General features: G+C 64.9%; 19 protein-coding genes. 16 read left to right on the plus strand and 3 right to left on the minus strand.

The features are described from left to right. Positions 1–10: 10 nt before the first annotated feature. The 11 genes from SKZ59_RS02905 to eutC all read left to right on the plus strand — a co-directional run bounded on the left by SKZ59_RS02905 (position 11) and on the right by eutC (position 10,963). Complete coding sequence (locus tag SKZ59_RS02905) at positions 11–1,048, plus strand: NAD(P)-dependent oxidoreductase (RefSeq protein WP_319990771.1); 1,038 nt, start codon at positions 11–13, stop codon at positions 1,046–1,048. After that, the gene (locus SKZ59_RS02910; protein WP_319990772.1) at positions 1,041–1,871 is read left to right on the plus strand and encodes an MBL fold metallo-hydrolase; all 831 of its coding nucleotides are present in this window, start codon (positions 1,041–1,043) and stop codon (positions 1,869–1,871) included. The genes SKZ59_RS02905 and SKZ59_RS02910 overlap by 8 nt, the downstream gene beginning before the upstream one ends. Beyond that, positions 1,868–3,172 carry a F390 synthetase-related protein gene (locus SKZ59_RS02915; protein WP_319990773.1) on the plus strand — a complete coding sequence of 435 codons (1,305 nt, stop codon included), beginning with the start codon at positions 1,868–1,870 and terminating at the stop codon, positions 3,170–3,172. The genes SKZ59_RS02910 and SKZ59_RS02915 overlap by 4 nt, the downstream gene beginning before the upstream one ends. Before the next feature lie 14 nt (positions 3,173–3,186). Then, positions 3,187–3,810 carry a phosphatase PAP2 family protein gene (locus SKZ59_RS02920; protein WP_319990774.1) on the plus strand — a complete coding sequence of 208 codons (624 nt, stop codon included), beginning with the start codon at positions 3,187–3,189 and terminating at the stop codon, positions 3,808–3,810. Beyond that, positions 3,807–4,922, plus strand: coding sequence for a sterol desaturase family protein (locus SKZ59_RS02925; protein WP_319990775.1), 1,116 nt, complete (start codon positions 3,807–3,809; stop codon positions 4,920–4,922). Before SKZ59_RS02920 ends, SKZ59_RS02925 begins: the two co-directional genes overlap by 4 nt. After that, positions 4,919–6,037, plus strand: a complete 1,119-nt coding sequence (locus SKZ59_RS02930; RefSeq protein ID WP_319990776.1) for an acyl-CoA desaturase — start codon at positions 4,919–4,921, stop codon at positions 6,035–6,037. The genes SKZ59_RS02925 and SKZ59_RS02930 overlap by 4 nt, the downstream gene beginning before the upstream one ends. Before the next feature lie 67 nt (positions 6,038–6,104). Beyond that, the gene (locus SKZ59_RS02935) at positions 6,105–6,659 is read left to right on the plus strand and encodes a GbsR/MarR family transcriptional regulator (RefSeq protein WP_034746943.1); all 555 of its coding nucleotides are present in this window, start codon (positions 6,105–6,107) and stop codon (positions 6,657–6,659) included. Next, positions 6,656–7,297, plus strand: coding sequence for a DUF4166 domain-containing protein (locus SKZ59_RS02940; RefSeq protein WP_219327853.1), 642 nt, complete (start codon positions 6,656–6,658; stop codon positions 7,295–7,297). The genes SKZ59_RS02935 and SKZ59_RS02940 overlap by 4 nt, the downstream gene beginning before the upstream one ends. After that, positions 7,294–8,757, plus strand: coding sequence for a TIGR01777 family oxidoreductase (locus SKZ59_RS02945; protein ID WP_319990777.1), 1,464 nt, complete (start codon positions 7,294–7,296; stop codon positions 8,755–8,757). The genes SKZ59_RS02940 and SKZ59_RS02945 overlap by 4 nt, the downstream gene beginning before the upstream one ends. 35 nt (positions 8,758–8,792) lie before the next feature. Beyond that, positions 8,793–10,181: an ethanolamine ammonia-lyase subunit EutB gene (locus SKZ59_RS02950; protein ID WP_219327851.1), complete on the plus strand. Its 1,389-nt coding sequence runs from the start codon at positions 8,793–8,795 to the stop codon at positions 10,179–10,181. Positions 10,182–10,189: 8 nt separating this feature from the next. Beyond that, positions 10,190–10,963, plus strand: coding sequence for an ethanolamine ammonia-lyase subunit EutC (gene eutC, locus SKZ59_RS02955; RefSeq protein ID WP_319990778.1), 774 nt, complete (start codon positions 10,190–10,192; stop codon positions 10,961–10,963). Here the strand turns inward: eutC and tsaD are convergent, their stop codons facing one another. Further along, positions 10,964–12,004, minus strand: coding sequence for a tRNA (adenosine(37)-N6)-threonylcarbamoyltransferase complex transferase subunit TsaD (gene tsaD / locus SKZ59_RS02960; protein ID WP_219327849.1), 1,041 nt, complete (start codon positions 12,002–12,004; stop codon positions 10,964–10,966). 210 nt (positions 12,005–12,214) lie between these two features. Between tsaD and SKZ59_RS02965 the strand changes: the two genes are divergently transcribed. Next, the gene (locus SKZ59_RS02965) at positions 12,215–12,622 is read left to right on the plus strand and encodes a nitrite reductase (NAD(P)H) small subunit (RefSeq protein WP_219327848.1); all 408 of its coding nucleotides are present in this window, start codon (positions 12,215–12,217) and stop codon (positions 12,620–12,622) included. 115 nt (positions 12,623–12,737) lie between these two features. Here SKZ59_RS02965 and SKZ59_RS02970 read toward each other — a convergent pair whose 3' ends face one another. Both SKZ59_RS02970 and SKZ59_RS02975 read right to left on the minus strand, forming a co-directional pair. Then, positions 12,738–13,799: a 3-deoxy-7-phosphoheptulonate synthase gene (locus SKZ59_RS02970; RefSeq protein WP_319990779.1), complete on the minus strand. Its 1,062-nt coding sequence runs from the start codon at positions 13,797–13,799 to the stop codon at positions 12,738–12,740. Positions 13,800–13,941: 142 nt separating this feature from the next. Further along, on the minus strand, positions 13,942–14,619 hold the full coding sequence (locus tag SKZ59_RS02975; RefSeq protein ID WP_319990780.1) for a hypothetical protein: 678 nt from the start codon (positions 14,617–14,619) through the stop codon (positions 13,942–13,944). A 158-nt stretch (positions 14,620–14,777) separates the two neighbouring features. Here SKZ59_RS02975 and ybiB point away from each other — a divergent pair, with 158 nt between their 5' ends. From ybiB to SKZ59_RS02995, 4 genes are all read left to right on the plus strand, one after another. Next, positions 14,778–15,770 (plus strand): DNA-binding protein YbiB, encoded by a 993-nt coding sequence (gene ybiB, locus SKZ59_RS02980; protein ID WP_319990781.1) that lies wholly within the window; start codon positions 14,778–14,780, stop codon positions 15,768–15,770. Between the two features lie 56 nt (positions 15,771–15,826). Next, the gene (locus SKZ59_RS02985) at positions 15,827–17,041 is read left to right on the plus strand and encodes an NAD(P)/FAD-dependent oxidoreductase (RefSeq protein WP_034746968.1); all 1,215 of its coding nucleotides are present in this window, start codon (positions 15,827–15,829) and stop codon (positions 17,039–17,041) included. A gap of 182 nt (positions 17,042–17,223) precedes the next feature. Continuing rightward, on the plus strand, positions 17,224–17,436 hold the full coding sequence (rpsU, locus tag SKZ59_RS02990; protein ID WP_008451879.1) for a 30S ribosomal protein S21: 213 nt from the start codon (positions 17,224–17,226) through the stop codon (positions 17,434–17,436). A 195-nt stretch (positions 17,437–17,631) separates the two neighbouring features. Further along, positions 17,632–18,084 carry a GatB/YqeY domain-containing protein gene (locus tag SKZ59_RS02995; protein ID WP_070301291.1) on the plus strand — a complete coding sequence of 151 codons (453 nt, stop codon included), beginning with the start codon at positions 17,632–17,634 and terminating at the stop codon, positions 18,082–18,084. The last annotated feature ends 99 nt before the right edge of the window (positions 18,085–18,183 follow it).

Below are 18,183 nucleotides of genomic sequence, written 5' to 3' on the forward strand. Positions count from 1 at the left end.
AGGTGGGGCGATGAGGCGGATACTGGTCACGGGAGCGACGGGCGGGCTGGGACGCAATGCCGTGCGCACCCTGCTGGCGCAGGGCGTGGAAGTGCGTGCCACGGGCCGCAACGCCGCCGTGGGCCGCGAACTCGAACGCATGGGCGCGCAATTCGTCGCGCTCGACCTGGCGCAGGCCACGCCGCGCCAGGTCGACGAACTCGTGCGCGGCATGGACACCGTCTGGCACTGCGCCGCGCTGTCGTCGCCCTGGGGCGCGGAACGCGACTTCATCGCCGCCAATGTCACGGCCACGGCCCAGCTGCTGCGCGCGGCCGCCAGCCTGCACGTGGCGCGCTTCGTGCACATCTCCACCCCGGCCATCTATTTCGACTACCGCAACCGCTACGAGGTGCCGGAATCCTTCCGCCCCGACGCCTTCGTCAACGCCTACGCGCGCAGCAAGGCGATGGCGGAAAAATTGGTGCAGGAGTGCGTCGACCGCCAGCGCGGCATGACGTGCGTGATCCTGCGACCACGCGCCATCTTCGGCCCGCACGACCAGGTCCTGATTCCGCGCCTGGCGAGGGTGCTGCAGGAGCGCGGCGGCAAGCTGCCGTTGCCCAATGGCGGCGCGGCCACCATCGACGTCACCTATGTGGACAACGTCGTGCATGCGATGTGGCTGGCCACCGTGCACAAGACCATCGCTTCGGGCGCCGCCTTCAACATCACGAATGGCGAACCGGCGCGCTTGTGCGACATCTTGCGCACCCTGTTCTGCGACCATCTGCAGCAGCCGTTCGAGATCGTCAGCGTGCCTTACCGCGTGCTGGCGGCGGTCGCGCGCCTGATGCAGTTCGCCTCGCGTTTTACGCGCCGCGAGCCATCGCTGACGCCCTACAGCATCGGCGCGCTCAGTTTCGACATGACGCTCGATAACGCCAAGGCGCGCAAGGTGCTCGGCTACCGTCCCATCGTCAGCCTGCAGGACGGCATTGCCCGCACTGCGCAGTGGATGCGCCAGGAAGCGGCGGCGCACAAGGTGGGCAAGGAGCGCAATGGCTAGGATCACCGCGTTTCGCGTCGGCCATTGCACCCATCCTTCGTGCATGGTCCTGAAAGGCAGCGGGCTGGCCAGCCGCTGCTTCCCGTCGCGCGCCTACCTGATCGAAACGCGCGCGGGCCTGTACCTGTGGGACACCGGCTACGCCGAGCACTTCCGCGCGGCCACGTCGAAAGGTGTGTACCGCATGTATGCGTGGGTGACGCCGATTTTCTTCGACGAGAACGAGTCGCTGCAGGGCCAGCTGTGCGCGCATGGCGTCTCGCCCGGCGACATCCACACCCTGCTGCTGTCGCACTTTCACGCCGACCATATCGCCGGCATGCGCGACTTTCCCGGCGCGCGGCTGATGGCGTCCAAGACGGGTTGGGACGCCGTGCGCGGCCTGTCCGGCGTGGCCGCCGTGCGCCAGGCCTTCGTGCCCGAGCTGCTGCCGAACGATATCGCCGACCGCCTCGCCTTTGTGGAAAGCGTGCCCGAAACGGCCTTGCCGGCGGCCCTGCTGCCATTCACGCACGGGCGCGACGTCAGCGGCACGGGCGAGATCTACATCGTCGACTTGCCCGGCCACGCCATCGGCCATCTGGGCGCCTTCGTGCTGCAGGACGGCGGCTGGACCCTGCTGGCGTCGGACGCGGCCTGGGTGCCGGAAAGCTTCCAGCAACTGCGCGGCCCCTCGGAACTGTCGTTCATCATCCAGCACAAGCGCGCGCCGTACTACGCCACCCTGAACCGGCTGCACCAGTTGCACCAGTCGGGCAATGCGCAGATCCGCATCACGCACGAAGATACGGTCGACTACATTGCCGTGGCGGGCCGCCCGTGAAGCGTATCGTCTGGCTGTTGCTGTCGTACTGGCGCACGCGCCGCTTGCGCTTTGCGGATCGCACGCAGTTGGCCGTCTACCAGCAGCGGCAACTGGCCCGTTTTATCGACACGCTGTGTGCGCGCAGCCGCTACTTTGCCCCATACCGCAACTTGCCGCTGGCGCAGTGGCCGACGATGAACAAGGCGCTGATGCTCGAGCATTTCGATGCCATGAACACGCAAGGGGTGACGCTGGCGCAGGCGATGGACGCGGCCATGGCGGCCGAGCATAGCCGCGACTTCACGCCGGCCGTGGGCGACATCACGGTCGGCCTGTCGTCGGGCACCTCGTCGCGGCGCGCCGTGTTTACCGTCAGCCCCCGCGAAAAGGCGCAATGGGCGGGCGTGATGCTGGCCAAGGCGTTGCCCGACGGCCTGTTTTCCGGCGAAAGAGTCGCGCTGTTCCTGCGCGCGAACAGCAATCTGTACACGGCCGTGCGTTCGCCGTGGCTGACCTTTGCGTTTTACGATCTGTTCGAACCGTTCGACGCACTGTGCGCGCGGCTGGCGCAATACCGGCCATCCGTCATTGTCGCGCCGGCCCAGGTGCTGCGCCAGCTGGCCCTGCGCGTCATCGACGGCAGCCTCGCGCTGGCGCCGAAAAAAGTCATCTCCGTAGCCGAAGTGCTGGAAGCGCAGGACCGCTCGCTGATCGTGCAGGCGTTTGGCGCCGTGCATGAAATCTACCAGGCCACCGAGGGTTTCCTTGCCAGCAGCTGCGAGCACGGCGTGCTGCACCTGAACGAAGAATACGTGCACATCGAGCCGCAGTGGCTCGATGCGGAACAACGGCGCTTCGTACCCGTGATTACGGACTTTACGCGCATCACGCAGCCCATCGTGCGCTACCGCCTGGACGATATCCTGATCGCGCGCGCCGCGCCATGCCCGTGCGGCCGCGCCACGCGCGCCATCGATGGCATCGAAGGGCGCTGCGACGATATGTTGTTCTTGCCATCCTTGCCATCTGTGCAAGGCGGCTCACCGGTCGCCGTGTTTGCCGACGTGCTGACGCGCGCGTTTGCGCAAGCCTTGCCGGCCGATGCCGATTACCGCCTGGTGCAAACGGGCGAAGCTGCCCTGCAGCTGCATGCGGCGCTGGACGATGCGGGCCTGGCCGCCCTGCGCACGCACCTGGCAACGGTGCTGCAGGGCCTGGGCGTGGCTGTCGATAGCCTGGCCTGGACGGCGAGCAGCGAACTGCCTCCCTTTGACCCCACCATGAAACGGCGCCGCATCCGGCGCCTTGCCACCGCATGAAATCTGTAGACACCATGACGCTGTATTCCCGCCTGCTGCACTTGCTGGCTGGCTGGGGCAGCGTCGGCCTCGTGTATTTTTCCAGCGATTTGCTGCAAGGGCAGGGGGTACTGCTGCCCGAAACGGCCATCGACCGCGCCATCCCCTACAGCGACTCTGCCATCTGGCTGTACCTGTCCTTCTTCATCCTGATCCCGTACGCCTACCTGGCTGCCGATGCGGCCCGCGTGCGCTGGCTGGCGCGCGCCATGGCGCTTTCCGCCGTCCTGTGCGGCGTGGTCTTCCTGCTGTATCCGACCACGCTCGCCTACCCGCCCGTGGGCGAGGGCAACGCGTGGAGCACGCAGGCGCTGCGCATGCTGCAGGCGGCGGATTCCACGCAAAACTGCCTGCCGTCGCTGCACGGCGCCCTGACCCTGCTGTGCGCGTGGGCCCTGTGCGACAAACGCCACCTGGTTCGTTCCGCGCTGGCCCTGGTGCTGGGCGTGGCTATCTGCTACGCCATCATCGCGCTGCGCCGGCACGTGAGCATCGACCTGGCCGCCGGCCTGTTTGTCGGCATCGCTGGCGGCATGCTGGCGAAAATGCAGGTATCCTTGGCTGCCCGCCGCGCCGTTTCCATCAAAACCGCACCATGATGAATCCATTTGCCCTGTCGTTCCTGATCATGCTGGCCTTCGTGCTGGCCGAACTGCTGATACTCAAATGGGTACGCAAGACGCCCGTGCCGTGGAAGGACGTGATCTTCAACCTCAATTCCGGCCACATCCTGATGTGGGTGTTCCGCGGCGTGGAAGTGGCGGCCTTCGCCCTGCTGCTGCGCCATGCGAACCTGCACATCGTCGACCAGTGGCCCGTGGTGGCGCAATGGATATTCGCTTTTTTTGCCTGGGACCTGTGCTTTTACTGGATGCACCGGCTGCACCACAAGATTCCTTTGCTGTGGGCCGTGCACGTGGTGCACCACCAGGGCGAGCATTTCAACCTGTCGCTGGGCGTGCGCAATTCCTGGTATTCGTCGCTGACGAATTTCCCCTTCATCGCCATCCTGGCCGTGCTGGGCGTGCCGCTGGAAATCTTCCTTGTCGTCTCGTCGCTGCATTACACGGTGCAGTTCTATAACCACAATGCGCTGGTGAACAAGTCCGGCATCCTCGATCGTTTCATGGTCACGCCCTCGCACCACCGCGTGCATCACGGCACCGATAAACGCTACATCAACCGCAATTTCGGCGGCACCCTGCTGCTGTGGGACAGGCTGTTCGGCAGCTTCCAGCCCGAACTCGAGGGCGTGGAAATGCGCTATGGCGTGAAGGGCATGACACCCACGCACAACCCGCTGCTGGCCAGCAACGGCAAACTATTTACATGGCTGCGTGCGCGTTTCCCCCACTGGCAGTCGCGCGGCACCTTCCACGTGCCCGAGCTGTTCATCGGCACCGGCGGCGTGATTCTGTTCGGTCTCGTGATCTATTACGTCAACCATGAAGCGGTGCTGGCTGGCGCGCAGCAGGCGATTCTGTTCGCGCTGATCTTCGGCGGCACCCTGGCGCTGGGCGGTCTGTCGGATGCGCGCCGCTGGGGCGCCATCGCCTGGGTTGCCATCGCGCTGGCCATGCCGGCCCTGTATATGGGCTGGTATGGCGTGCGCGACGTGTGGGGCATGGTCTTCCTGGCCGCGCTGCTGGCGCATGGCCTCGATGGCGCGCGCCGCCTGTGGTGGCCGGCGGCAGCGGGGACGCGCGCGTGACGCAGCCTGTGCCTTCGCTGCCGCCGCTGCGCTTTCAGCCCGCCCGCGATTCGGCCTTCCGCCGCGAATTGCGCGCCCGCGCCGACGCTTACCTGACGGATGAAGGAACGCACCGCTTCGGCGACTGGCGTCTGCATGCGAAAACCGTGTTCCTGGCCGCGCTGACGGTGGGGCTGTATGCGCTGGCGCTGAATGCTGGCAGCACCTGGCCGTTTGTCGCCAGCTATGTCGCTTGCCTGGTCGCGGCCATGGCGCTGGCCATGAATACCCTGCATGACGCGGCCCACAGCGCCGTCTTCCGCCGGGGATTCCTGAACCGCGTGCTGATACGCCTGGTGGGCTTGCCCGTGGGCGTGGACACGGATTTCTGGACCATCCGCCACGTGCACTTCCATCACACGTATGCGAACGTGGAAGGCTATGACCTCGATACGGAGCCGAACCCCTTCCTGCGCCAGACGCCGTTTCAACGCTGGTCGCCCCAGTACCGCTATCAATACCTGTACTGGCCCGTGGTGGCGGCCCTGTCGCTGCCGTACCTGAACTGGTATGGCGACTGGCTGGACCGCTTCGGCAAGACGCCCGTGGCCGCGCACAGCCGCTTGCAGGGCTGGCGCGGCTGGCTGTCGTTCCTCGGCTGGAAGCTGGGCCACGTGGCGCTGGTGCTGGCGCTGCCCATGTGGGTGCTGCAGCAGCACGGCATAGCCTGGAACGTGGTGCTGGGCGCGTATTTCCTGGGCCAGATGATCGCCTCGTGCGCGCTGGTGGCGCTGATCCTCGGCACGCACTGGGCCGAAGTGGAATTTTTCCAGCCGGGCGCGGACGGCACCTTGCCGCACGACTGGTACCAGCACACGTTTTATACGGCCTGCGACTGGACGCCGAAACCGCGCGCGCTGCGCTGGCTAGGCTATTGGCTGGGCGGCTTGAACCTGCACCTCACGCACCACCTGTTCCCCACCTGGAATCACCGCCACTACCCGGCGCTGGCGCGCATCCTGGCCGAACTGGCGCCGCGCCATGGCCTCGTCTACCGCGAACTCGGTTACGGCCAGCTGCAAGAGTCGCAGCAGCAATTCCTGCGCGCCATGGGCCAGCCGCCCACTCGCACCTGACGAATCGTGCTTGACTCGGTTTCCGTTCCGTCTTACATTTCTGTAACGACAGAAATTAGAGAAAATCATGGAACTGAGTCCGACCACGCAGAAGTACATTTTGCACTGGGGCGAAATGGGCACGCGCTGGGGCGTCAACCGCACGGTGGCGCAAATCCACGCGCTGCTGTTCCTGGCGAATGAACCGCTGACGGCGGAAGACATCGCGGCCAGCCTGAACGTGGCCCGCTCGAACGTCAGCAACAGCCTGAAGGAATTGCAAAGCTGGGGCCTGGCGCGCAGTACGCACGTGATGGGGGACCGGCGCGACCACTTCGTCGCCCTGCAGGATGTGTGGGAAATCTTCCGCGTCATCATGGAGGAGCGCAAGCGGCGCGAGATCGATCCCACCCTGACGGTGCTGCGCGAATGCGCGATCGAGGGCGAGCACGATGCGGCCATTCCACCGGCCACGCTCGAGCGCATGGGCGAAGTGCTGGCCTTTCTGGAAATGCTCAGCAGCACCTACAGCGATTACAAGAATTTGCCGCCGGCGACCCTGCAGCGCATGCTGTCGATGGGCGGCAAGGTGGCCAAGTTCCTCAGCCCGGAAGACAAACCTGGCAAGCGCGCAAAATCATGAACGGCCCTTCGGAAGGAGAACTGTTCAAGAAGGTGATGGGCGCGCAATGGCTGACCCTGCACCCCGATATCCGCCGCCGCTTCGAGAAAAATCCCGCGCCGGGCCAGCCCCTGTATTACCGGGGTGAGCTCAGTGAACTCACCAGCTCGCGCCTGGGAAAATTCCTCGGCTGGCTGACGCGCCCCTTCATTGACGGCGCCCTGATCCCGCATGACGATCACGATTTCCCCGTCGATATCGAAGTCTATTCGCGCCCCGGCTGCCCCTTCATCTTCAAGCAGCGCACCTACCGCCTGCACGGGCGCGCGCCGATCCGCTTTACCTCCTATATGGCGGAAAGCGCGAAGGGCGAAGTGCTCGAATACGTGGGCATGGGCCTGGGCATGAAGCTGGTGCTGCACGTGGAAGACGGCAATCTCCACTTTACCAGCGACGGCTATTTTTGGGATCTTTTCGGCTGGCGCCTGCCGCTGCCCGGCGTGCTCACGCCCGGAAAAACCTTTCTGTGCCACCGCAATGAAACGCCGCAGCAGTTCAACATCCGCATCGAGATTCGCCACGCGCTGTTCGGCACCACGTTCACGCAGGCGGGCGTGTTCCGCGAATCGGCCGCACCGGAAATGAAGGAGACACCATGAATACGCATCTGCTGGCCCTGCAACTGATGGCGGCGCAAGGCTGCCTGGGCGCCTTCGACACCATCTACCACCATGAAATTACGGAGGCGCTGCCGCAAAAGGCATCGGCGCGCCTGGAGCTGACGATCCACGCGACGCGCGCCCTGATCTACGGCCTGCTGTTCGTGGGCCTGGCGGCCTGGGAGTGGCATGGCGCCTGGGCCTGGGTGCTGGTGATCGTCTTTGGCGTGGAAATCGTGCTGACCCTGTGGGACTTCGTCGTCGAGGACCGGACGCGCCTCTTGCCCGCCACGGAGCGGGTTACGCACACGGTGCTGGCGATTAACGCGGGCGCTTTCATCGCCCTGCTGGCCCTGAACAGCAGCGAATGGGCGACCTTGCCGACGGCCCTCGTGTGGCAGCCGTATGGCTGGCTCAGCGTCTTCCTCGCCCTGTGCGGCGTGGGCGTGGGCTTGTCCGGCCTGCGCGACGCGTATGCCGTTTGGCAGCTGGGACGGCGCAAGGTGCAAGAGACGGCAGAGCAAGAGGAGCCCCTGCGCTTTGCCAGCACGTCACAATCCGTGCTGGTGACGGGCGCCACGGGTTTCATCGGCCAGCAGCTGGTTGCCGCCTTGCTGGCCGACGGCCATGCCGTGACGGTGCTGACGCGCCAGCCGAAGCAGGCCGCGTGGACCTTTGATGGCCAGGTGCGCTGTATCCAGTCGTTCGACGAATTGGGGGATGCGCAGCGTATCGACATGGTCGTCAACCTGGCCGGCGCGCGCATCGTCGGGCGGCGCTGGACGGATGCACGCAAGGCCGCCTTGCGCCGCAGCCGCGTCGCGCTGACGCAGGCACTGGTGGCGTGGATCGCCCGCGCGCAGCACAAGCCGCGGGTGCTGCTGTCGGCGTCGGCCATCGGCTACTACGGCGTGCAGCCGCAGGGCGACGACACGGAATTGACGGAGGAGAGCACACCGCAAGCCATCTTCATGTCGCAGCTGTGCCAGGAGTGGGAAGCGGCCGCGCGCCAGGCGGAGAAATTTGGCGTGCAGGTGGGCTGCATGCGCTTTGGCCTCGTCTTTGGCCACCAGGGTTCGCTGCCGCAGATGCTCTTGCCGGTCCGCTTTGGCGTGGGCGGCCCGCTGGGCAGCGGCAGGCAATGGGTCACGTGGGTGCATGTGCGCGACGTGATCCTCGGCATCGCCCATCTGGCGCGCCGCAGCGAAGAGCAGGCAGTCAGTGGCGCATACAACTTCTGCGCGCCGGAAGCCATAGCGCAGCGCCGCTTCGCCCAGGTGGCGGGCGCCGTGCTGCACCGCCCCAGCTTCATGCCCACGCCGGCCTTCGTCATGCAAGCCTTGCTGGGCGAGCAGGCCGATTTGCTGGTCGAAGGCCAAAGGGTCGCGCCGCGCCGCTTGCTGGCCGACGGCTTTGTCTTCCGTCATCCGCAGCTGGAAGGGGCGCTGCGCAGCCTGTAGCCTGGCGTAGAATGGGGTATCGGAGGAACCGAACCATGCCCCGCTTCAGCCATACGATAGACAGCCATACCTATGCGTTCGCCAGCCTGAAGGAGTTGCTGGCCAAGGCCACGCCGCTGCGTTCGGGCGACGTGCTGGCCGGTGTGGCGGCCGTCAGCGCGCGCGAGCGGGTGGCGGCGCAGCTGGCGCTGGCGGACGTGCCGCTGCCGCTCTTCCTCAGCGAGGCGCTGGTGCCGTATGAAGACGATGAAGTCACGCGCCTGATCATCGATAGTCATGACCGGTCCGCCTTTGCCTCCATTGCGCACCTGTGCGTGGGCGACTTTCGCGACTGGCTGCTCGATGACGCGACGGATACGCAAACGCTGTCGCAAGTGGCCGCCGGCATCACACCGGAAATGGCGGCCGCCGTCTCAAAAATCATGCGCTTGCAGGACCTGGTGCTGGTGGCCCGCAAGTGCCGGGTCGTCACGGCCTTTCGCAATACCCTGGGCCTGGAAAACCGTTTGTCCACGCGGCTGCAGCCGAACCACCCGACGGACGACGCCACAGGCATTGCCGCCTCCGTCGTCGATGGCCTGCTGCTGGGCAGCGGCGACGCCGTGATCGGCATCAATCCGGCCACCGACAATGTGGCACAGGTGGTCTCGCTGCTGCACCTGCTCGACGCCGTCATCGACCAGTACCGGATTCCCACGCAGTCATGCGTGCTCACGCACATCACCAATACCATCGAGGCGATACGCCGCGGCGCGCCCGTCGACCTCGTGTTCCAGTCGGTGGCGGGTACGCAGGCGGCCAACCGCAGCTTCGGCATCGACCTGGCGCTGCTGGCCGAGGGGCGGGCGGCGGCCCTGTCGCTGGGGCGCGGCACGGTGGGCAACAACGCCATGTATTTCGAAACGGGGCAGGGCAGCGCGCTGTCGGCCGGCGCCCACCACGGCATGGACCAGCAGACGTGCGAGGCACGCGCGTATGCGGTGGCGCGCGCGTATCAGCCGCTGCTGGTCAATTCCGTCGTCGGCTTCATCGGCCCCGAATATCTGTACGACGGCAAGCAGATCATGCGCGCGGGGCTGGAAGACCATTTCTGCGCCAAGCTGCTTGGTCTGCCCATGGGCTGCGACGTGTGCTACACCAACCATGCGGAAGCGGACCAGGACGACATGGATGCCTTGCTGACCATGCTGGGCGTGGCCGGCTGCAACTTCATCATGGGCGTGCCGGGCGCGGACGACATCATGCTCGGCTACCAGAGCACCTCGTTCCACGACGCCCTGTATGCGCGCCGAGTGCTGGGCTTGCGCCCTGCGCCGGAATTCGAAGCCTGGCTGGCGCGCATGCGGATCACGGATGTGCAGGGCCGCTTGAGCGAAGCGCTGGCGCCGGCTTTCCAGGCGGCCCTGCTGCGCCTGGACGACTAGGAGGGCGCATGGACGAAACCAACCCTTGGCAGGCCCTGCGCGCGCATACGGCGGCGCGCATCGCGCTCGGGCGCCGTGGCGTCAGCGTGCCGACCAAGGCGCAGTTGGCGTTCCAGCTGGCCCACGCGCAGGCGCGCGACGCCGTGTATCTGGCGCTCGATGGCGAGGGCCTGGCGCGCGTCCTGGCCGCGCAGGGGCAAGACTGCGTGCAGCTGCACAGCGCGGCCGCCACGCGCGCCGACTATCTGCAACGGCCCGACCTGGGGCGCCGGCTCGACGAAGGCTCACGGGCGCGGCTGGCCACCGCTGCTACGGGAGTCGACCTGGCGCTGGTGGCGGCCGATGGCCTGTCGGCGCTGGCCGTGCAGCGCCACGCGGCACCGTTCCTGGCCGCCCTGCGCGAACGGCTGGCGCTGGAGGCGTGGACGCTGTCGCCGCTGCACATCGTTGCGCAGGGAAGGGTAGCTGTCGGCGACGAGGTGGGGGAATTATTGCAGGCGCGCGCCGTGCTGGTGCTGATCGGCGAGCGGCCCGGCTTGACTTCTCCGGACAGCCTGGGCCTGTACCTGACGTGGGCACCTGCAGTGGGCTTGCTGGACGAGCGCCGCAACTGCATTTCGAACGTGCGTCCCGAGGGGCTGGCGTATGCGCAGGCGGCATACCGGCTGCACTATTTGCTGTCGCAGGCGTTCAGCCGGCAGTTGTCGGGCGTGGCATTGAAGGATGAAACGGTGGAAGAGGGCGCGGCCCTGGCGGGGGCGCGCAACTTCCTGCTGGAATGATCAGACTTCGCGGATTTCGTCCAGCGGCCAGCGCGGGCGCACGTTGAACGAGTAATCGTGCTTGGCGGCGTCGGGGTTGATCTGCAGGCGCATGGCGCCGGCAAAGGCGATCATGGCGCCGTTGTCGGTACAGAATTCCAGCTCCGGGTAATACACTTTGAAGCGCTTCTTGGCGGCCGCTGCGTTGAGCGAGGCGCGCAACTGCGCGTTGGCGCCCACGCCGCCGGCGATCACCAGGCGTTTCAAACCCGTGTGCTTGAGGGCCGACACGCATTTGGCCGTCAGCACGTCGACGATGGCGTCGACGAAGCCGCGCGCGATGTTCGCCTTGTCCTGTTCGCAGATATTCGCGATGACTTTTTCTTCATGGTTTTTCACCACCGTCAGCACGGCCGTCTTCAGGCCGGAAAAGCTGAAATTGAAATCCTTCGAATGCAGCATGGGGCGTGGCAGTTTATACGCGAGCGGGTCGCCAAATTCCGCCAGGCGCGAAATGGCGGGGCCACCCGGATAACCGAGTCCCAGCAGCTTGGCCGACTTGTCGAACGCTTCGCCGGCAGCATCGTCCAGCGTTTCGCCCAGCATCGTGTACTGGCCCACGCCATCGACGCGCATCAGCTGCGTGTGGCCGCCCGACACCAGCAGGGCGATGAACGGGAATTCCGGCGGCTCGGATGCCAGCAAGGGCGACAGCAGATGGCCTTCCAGATGGTGAATGCCCAGCACCGGCTTGTTGATGGCCAGGCCCAGGCTGCAGGCAACGGAGGAGCCGACCAGCAGCGCGCCGGCCAGGCCTGGACCTTGCGTGTAGGCGATGGCGTCAATCTCGGGCAGGGTGATCCCGGCCTTGGTCAAGGTTTCTTCGAGCAGCGGGATGGCGCGGCGGATATGGTCGCGCGACGCCAGTTCCGGCACCACGCCGCCATATTGCTCGTGCATGGCGACTTGCGAATAGAGGGCGTGCGACAGCAGGCCGCGTTGCGTGTCGTACAAGGCCAGGCCGGTTTCGTCACAGGAGGATTCGACGCCAAGAACAATCATGAAGGTGTTAAATAGGGAGGAGTAATCCACCATTGTAAAGGAAAGCCGGGCAGTCCACCGTGCGGCAGGCGCACCATTTCGGCGGCAGTGTGCACTTGCGCAGTGCGGCGCGGTGCCATTTTTCCCTGGATTTTGGCCATTCCCCGCCTGTGCCGGCACTGGCACCGCTCTTGCTTATGCAAGCGTGTACCTTTCTCGAGGGAGCTAGCGATGCCAGAACAATGGAAAATGATTTGCCGCCTGAAGGACATGCCGCTGGCGGGCGCGCGCATGGTGCAGCGGGGGCTGGCGTGGCAGGATTTGCCGGGCGTGGCGCTGTTTCGCGCGGCTGACGATATGGTGTACGCGCTGCTCGACACAGTGCCTTGCCTGGGCGGCCCGCTCGCGCATGGGGTGCTGATGGAGAAAAACCTGATGGGGCCGAAGAGCAGCTGGATCATCGAGCTCGATTCGGGCCGCCTGGTGGCGCCCGTGCAGGGCATGGCGCGTATGTACGCCGTGCGCATCCTGGACGGACGCATCTACCTGGACTTGAAGGAGCTCAATGTCCCGGCCAGCAAGGCCGAGCAGGCGCTGGCCGGCTCGTTTGCGCTGCTGCCGCATGTGCAGATGGCGTGATATGTCTCGTGCTGGTGTCGGCTTGCGCGCTGTGCGCTAAGCCGACCTACGTCCGGTCGGGTAGGTCGGATTAGGCCCACAGGGCCGTAATCCGACAACATTGTTGGCCGTGTATTTACGCCGGGCGATTGACGAGATGCGCATGCGCATCGCGCAGCATGGTCGCCGTCGTGTCCCAGTCGATGCAGCCGTCGGTGACGGAGCAGCCGTAGGTCAGTTGCGACAGGTCTTGCGGGATCTTCTGGTTGCCGCCGACGATGTTCGATTCGATCATCACACCCACCAGCGAGCGGTTGCCCTGGCGGATCTGGTTGACCACGTCGGCCATCACCAGCGGTTGCAGTTCCGGCTTCTTGTAGCTGTTCGCGTGCGAGCAGTCGACCACCAGATTGGCCGGCAGCTTGGCCTTGGCCAGCGCCTGTTCGGCGATGGCGATCGACACGGAATCGTAGTTCGGACGGCCGTCGCCGCCGCGCAGCACCACGTGGCCATACGCGTTGCCGCGCGTGCGCACGATGGCGACGTTGCCTTCGCCATTGATGCCCAGGAAGGAGTGCGGGTGCGCCGACGACAGGATCGCGTTCACCGCAATGCTGATGTCGCCATCGGTGCCGTTCTTGAAGCCGACCGGGGTCGACAGGCCCGACGACATTTCGCGGTGCGTCTGCGATTCCGTCGTGCGCGCGCCGATGGCGGTCCAGGCGATCAGGTCACCCAGGTATTGCGGCGAGATCGGGTCCAGCGCTTCGGTTGCGGTGGGCAGGCCCAGTTCGCATACGTCGAGCAGGAAATGGCGCGCCTTTTCCATGCCTTCGTTGACCTTGAACGAATCGTCCATATACGGGTCGTTGATATAGCCTTTCCAGCCCGTGGTGGTACGCGGTTTTTCGAAATACACGCGCATCACCAGCAGCATCGTGTCCTTGACTTCCTCTTGCAGCGCTTTCAGGCGGCGCGCGTAATCGAGGCCGGCGACGGGGTCGTGGATCGAGCATGGGCCGACGACGACGAACAGGCGCTGGTCCTTGCGGTCGATGATGTTGCGCAGCGCTTCGCGGCCGCGGCTGACGGTGTCGAAGGCGCTCTCCGACAGGGGCAGCTTGGCGTGCAGTTCGGCCGGTGTCGGCATGGGCGCGAAAGAGGTGACGTTGATATTTTCGATGTCTGGCGTATTCATGATTCTGGCTCGGCTTTCGCGATTGCGTTCTTTAAGAGGCAATAGTGTAGCGGAAATGCGGCCTGGCGGCGGGGATGGGGCCAAAACGGCAATGCTTCAGTTGTTTTTATGGCAGGGCCGGCACGCTGCCGGCCCTGTGCGTTCAATGGCCGCCGGCCAGGCTGGCGCCAACGCTGTAGCGGGCGATGCGCTGGTAGTTGCCGGCCAGCTCGGGCGGCCGGGGCAGGCCGGGATGGCGCTTCACATGCTCGAGGATGGCGCTTTCGTGCTGGCGTATCTGCGCGTCGAGGCAGGCGATCTGCTGGCGCAACAGGGCGTGCAGCGCATGCTGGCCAGCCTGCAGATGCACATTCAGGCGCGCCGATTCCTGCTGGCGCACGCCTTCGATGGCGTGCAGGCGGCGCAGCCACAGGCGCAGTTCCACGTAGGCGGGCGAGGGCGGCGTCCAGCGCGCGGGACGCCTGTGCGCACAGTAGTTGGCCAGCACCACGGCGCTGTGCGCCGCGTCATCGGGCAAGCCCTGGCCGCGCAGATAGTCGTCCAGTTGCGCGGGCTGGGCATCGCAAACCACCATGCCCATGTCGGCCAGCATGCGGGCGGGCGCCTCGCTGTATGGCATATCGAGGCGCATGCAGACGCGCAAGCCGATGACGGGCACGTCGTTCCTTTGCAGCCAGCTGCGTAGCCAGCGGTAGCCGGCCACGTCGTTTTCCAGTACCTTGCACAGCACTTCGTTACCCGAGAGCAGCACGGCTTTCAGCAGCAGCTTGCTCGTTTCGATGCCGACGAAGGCCGTTTCCCGTTTGATCGCGTGTTCCATGATGAGTCCCCCTGTGCAGTCTTATACGCAGCGGTGGCGCGTTTGGATGCAGCCGCGATGCGGATTCATTCAAAAAAGAGCTTGAAAGACTGTTGCATAGTCGCCTAAGCCGCCTGCCTGCCCGTCTGCAAGGGGAAAAATCCGTGTAAGCTGGCGCCATGACGACTGTTTCCATACCCCATACCGATGTGGCCGGTGAGCCATTCCCCGCAGCACGTTTCATCAAGGAAATAGGACGCGGCAAGAACGGCGCGCGCAGCATGACGCGTGACGACGCCTGCGCCCTGTACCGCGCCATGCTCGAGGGCCGCGTGTCGGACCTGGAGCTGGGCGGCATTTTATTGTCGATGCGCATCAAGGGCGAGTCCGTGGACGAGATCGCCGGCTTCCTCGATGCTGCCGAAGCCTCATTCGCCCCGCTGGCTGCGCCGGCCGGCGAATTTGCCCCGATCATCATTCCCAGCTACAACGGCGCGCGCAAGATGGCCAATCTGACGGCCTTGCTGGCGCTGCTGCTGGCGCGCGCGGGCGCACCCGTGCTCGTGCATGGCGTGACCAGCGACCCGGGCCGCATCACGACGGCCGAAGTGCTGGCCGCGCTGGGCGTGCCCGCTTCCAAGGACCATGCGCAAGCCGAGGCCGCCATGGCGCGCGGGGAGGCCGCCTTCCTGCCCATCGAAGCCCTGGCGCCGCGCTTATCCTGGATGCTGTCGCTGCGGCGCGTGCTGGGCGTACGCAATTCCACGCATACCCTGGTGAAAATCATGCAGCCGTTCGCCGGTCCTGCCCTGCGTCTGGTGTCGTACACGCATCCGGAATATCTGGAAATGCTCGGCGAATATTTCCTCACCGCCTCTGATCCCGCGCGCGGCGACGCTTTCCTCATGCGTGGCACGGAGGGCGAGACGGTGGCCAACGCCAACAAGGCGCAGCAGATCGACTGGTTCCATGGCGTGGAACGCACGGTGCTGGTGGAAAAGCAGTTGCTCGTGGAAGAGTTGCCGCATTTGCCGGCCGAGCGCGATGCGGCCACCACGGCGGCCTGGATCGCGGCCGTGCTGCGCGGCGAGGTGCCCGTGCCGCCGTCGATCGCCGAGCAGGTGGCGCAATGCTTGACGGCATCGCGGCAGATTGCGGCACGGCCGCGCTAGCCGCGTCGCCGCAGTTTACAATGGCGTCTTTGTAATCAGCGGTGACCGGAATTCTTATGGCAAAACAATTTGATGTGGCAGTGATCGGCGCGGGCGCGGCCGGCATGATGTGTGCGGCGGTGGCCGCCCAGCAGGGCAAGCGCGTGGTGTTGATCGATCACGCGGCCAAGCTGGCCGAAAAGATCCGCATCTCCGGTGGTGGACGGTGCAATTTCACCAATATCAACGCCACCCCGCAGAACTTCCTCTCGGAAAACCCGCATTTCTGCAAGAGCGCGCTGTCGCGCTACACGCCGCAGGATTTCCTCGCGCTGGTGAAAAAATACCGGATCGGCTACCACGAGAAGCACAAGGGCCAGCTGTTTTGCAATGAATCGGCCGAGCAGATCATCGACATGCTCAAGGACGAGTGCGCCGCTGGCGGCGTGCATTGGCGCATGCCGTGCAAGATCGACAATGTTGCTCAGCAAGCGGATGGCGGTTTCGTGCTGCAGACCGATAGCGGCGACATCGAGACGGCCAGCATCGTCATCGCCACGGGCGGCCTGTCGATTCCGAAGATCGGTGCCACGGATTTTGCCTACCGCATCGCCAAGCAATTCGACTTGACGATGGTCGAACCGCGTCCGGCCCTGGTGCCGCTGACGTTCGATGCAGCCAGCTGGGCGCCGTTCGCGGAATTGTCCGGTATCGCCCTGGAAGTGGACGTGGAAACGGGTAGCCTGAAAGGCCGCAAGGCGACGGGCGCGCGTTTCCGCGAAGACTTGCTGTTCACGCACCGTGGCCTGTCGGGCCCGGCAATTCTGCAGATTTCCAGCTACTGGCTGCCGGGCGAGCCCATCGTCATCAACTTGCTGCCGGAAGTGGACGTGGCGCAGACCTTGATCGAAGGCAAGGGCACCCTGAAGAAGCAGCTGGGCAATATCGTTGCCCAATGGCTGCCGCAGCGCCTGGCCGACTGTTTGCTGGCCGTCAACGGCCTGGCGCCGGATGCACGCATCGCCGACATGCCCGATGCGCAGCTGCGCAAGCTGGGGCTGGCCATCAATGCCTGGTCCATCGTGCCGAACGGTTCCGAAGGCTACCGCAAGGCCGAAGTGACGCGCGGCGGCATCGATACGCGCGAACTGTCGCAGCAGACCATGATGGCCAATAAAGTGCCGGGCCTGTATTTCATCGGCGAATCGGTTGACGTGACGGGCTGGCTGGGCGGCTACAACTTCCAGTGGGCCTGGGCTTCCGGCGTGGCGGCAGGTATTGCCTTGCAGTAAGCTACTCTGTAAGATGGGGTTCTGGCGCCCGGTGCGCCACCCCGGTGCGTGGTTTACGCCACATTCCGGCAGCGACCGCAGGCTGCATGCCGCACGCAAGTGGGGGAGGGGCTTCCCTTTCCGAATAAAAGCTGCTACTATCTATCTCTTCCTATACACCACCTCAACGGTTTGAATTTTACATGACCACTATTCGCCTTAAAGAAAACGAGCCGTTCGAAGTCGCAATGCGTCGCTTCAAACGCACCATCGAAAAAACGGGTCTGCTGACCGAATTGCGCGCTCGCGAATTCTACGAAAAGCCAACAGCTGAGCGCAAGCGCAAGCTGGCAGCTGCTGTCAAGCGTCATTACAAACGCATCCGCAGCCAACAACTGCCGAAAAAATTATTCTAAGACTGTTCAGTCAGAACCAACCCGGGTAGTTCGGCGCATTGTTCGCCACGGGTTTTGTTTTGATTCGCCTGGAGTGATACTTCAGATGAGTCGCATACCCGCTCCGGTTCGCCGCAGCGGGTTTTCGCTTTTGTGGCCGCCTGCTTGGAGTGCCTGCACGAGCATCGAACCCTACTTACCAACACGAGGATTGCCATGAGCTTGAAAGAACAAATTACCGAAGACATGAAAAACGCCATGCGCGCCAAGGAAGCGGGCAAGCTGGGCACGATTCGCCTGTTGCTGGCGGAAATCAAGCGCAAGGAAGTCGACGAACGCATCGAACTGACGGATGCCCACGTGACGGCCATCGTGGAAAAGATGATCAAGCAGCGCAAGGATTCGATCACCCAGTTCGAAGCCGGTGGCCGCGCCGACCTGGCCGACATCGAAAAAGCCGAACTGGTGCACCTGACGGGCTATATGCCTGCCGGCCTGTCGGACGAAGAAGTGTCGGCCGAAGTCGCTGCCGCCGTGGCCGCCTCGGGCGCCGCCGGTCCGCAAGACATGGGCAAGGTCATGGCCATCGTCAAGCCGAAGCTGGCTGGCCGCGCCGACATGACGGTGGTGTCCGCCCTGGTCAAGAAAGCCTTGACGCCGGCAGCGTAAGCAACAATAGTAGCAAGGGCTGCCAGCCGTCGCGCTGGCAGCCTGTTAACAGCCCACACGTTGACCTGGCTCAACCTCAGGCCACGTGCGGTAGTATAG

Source organism: Janthinobacterium sp. GMG2, assembly GCF_033949445.1.
Taxonomy (GTDB): Bacteria; Pseudomonadota; Gammaproteobacteria; order Burkholderiales; family Burkholderiaceae_D; genus Janthinobacterium; species Janthinobacterium aestuarii.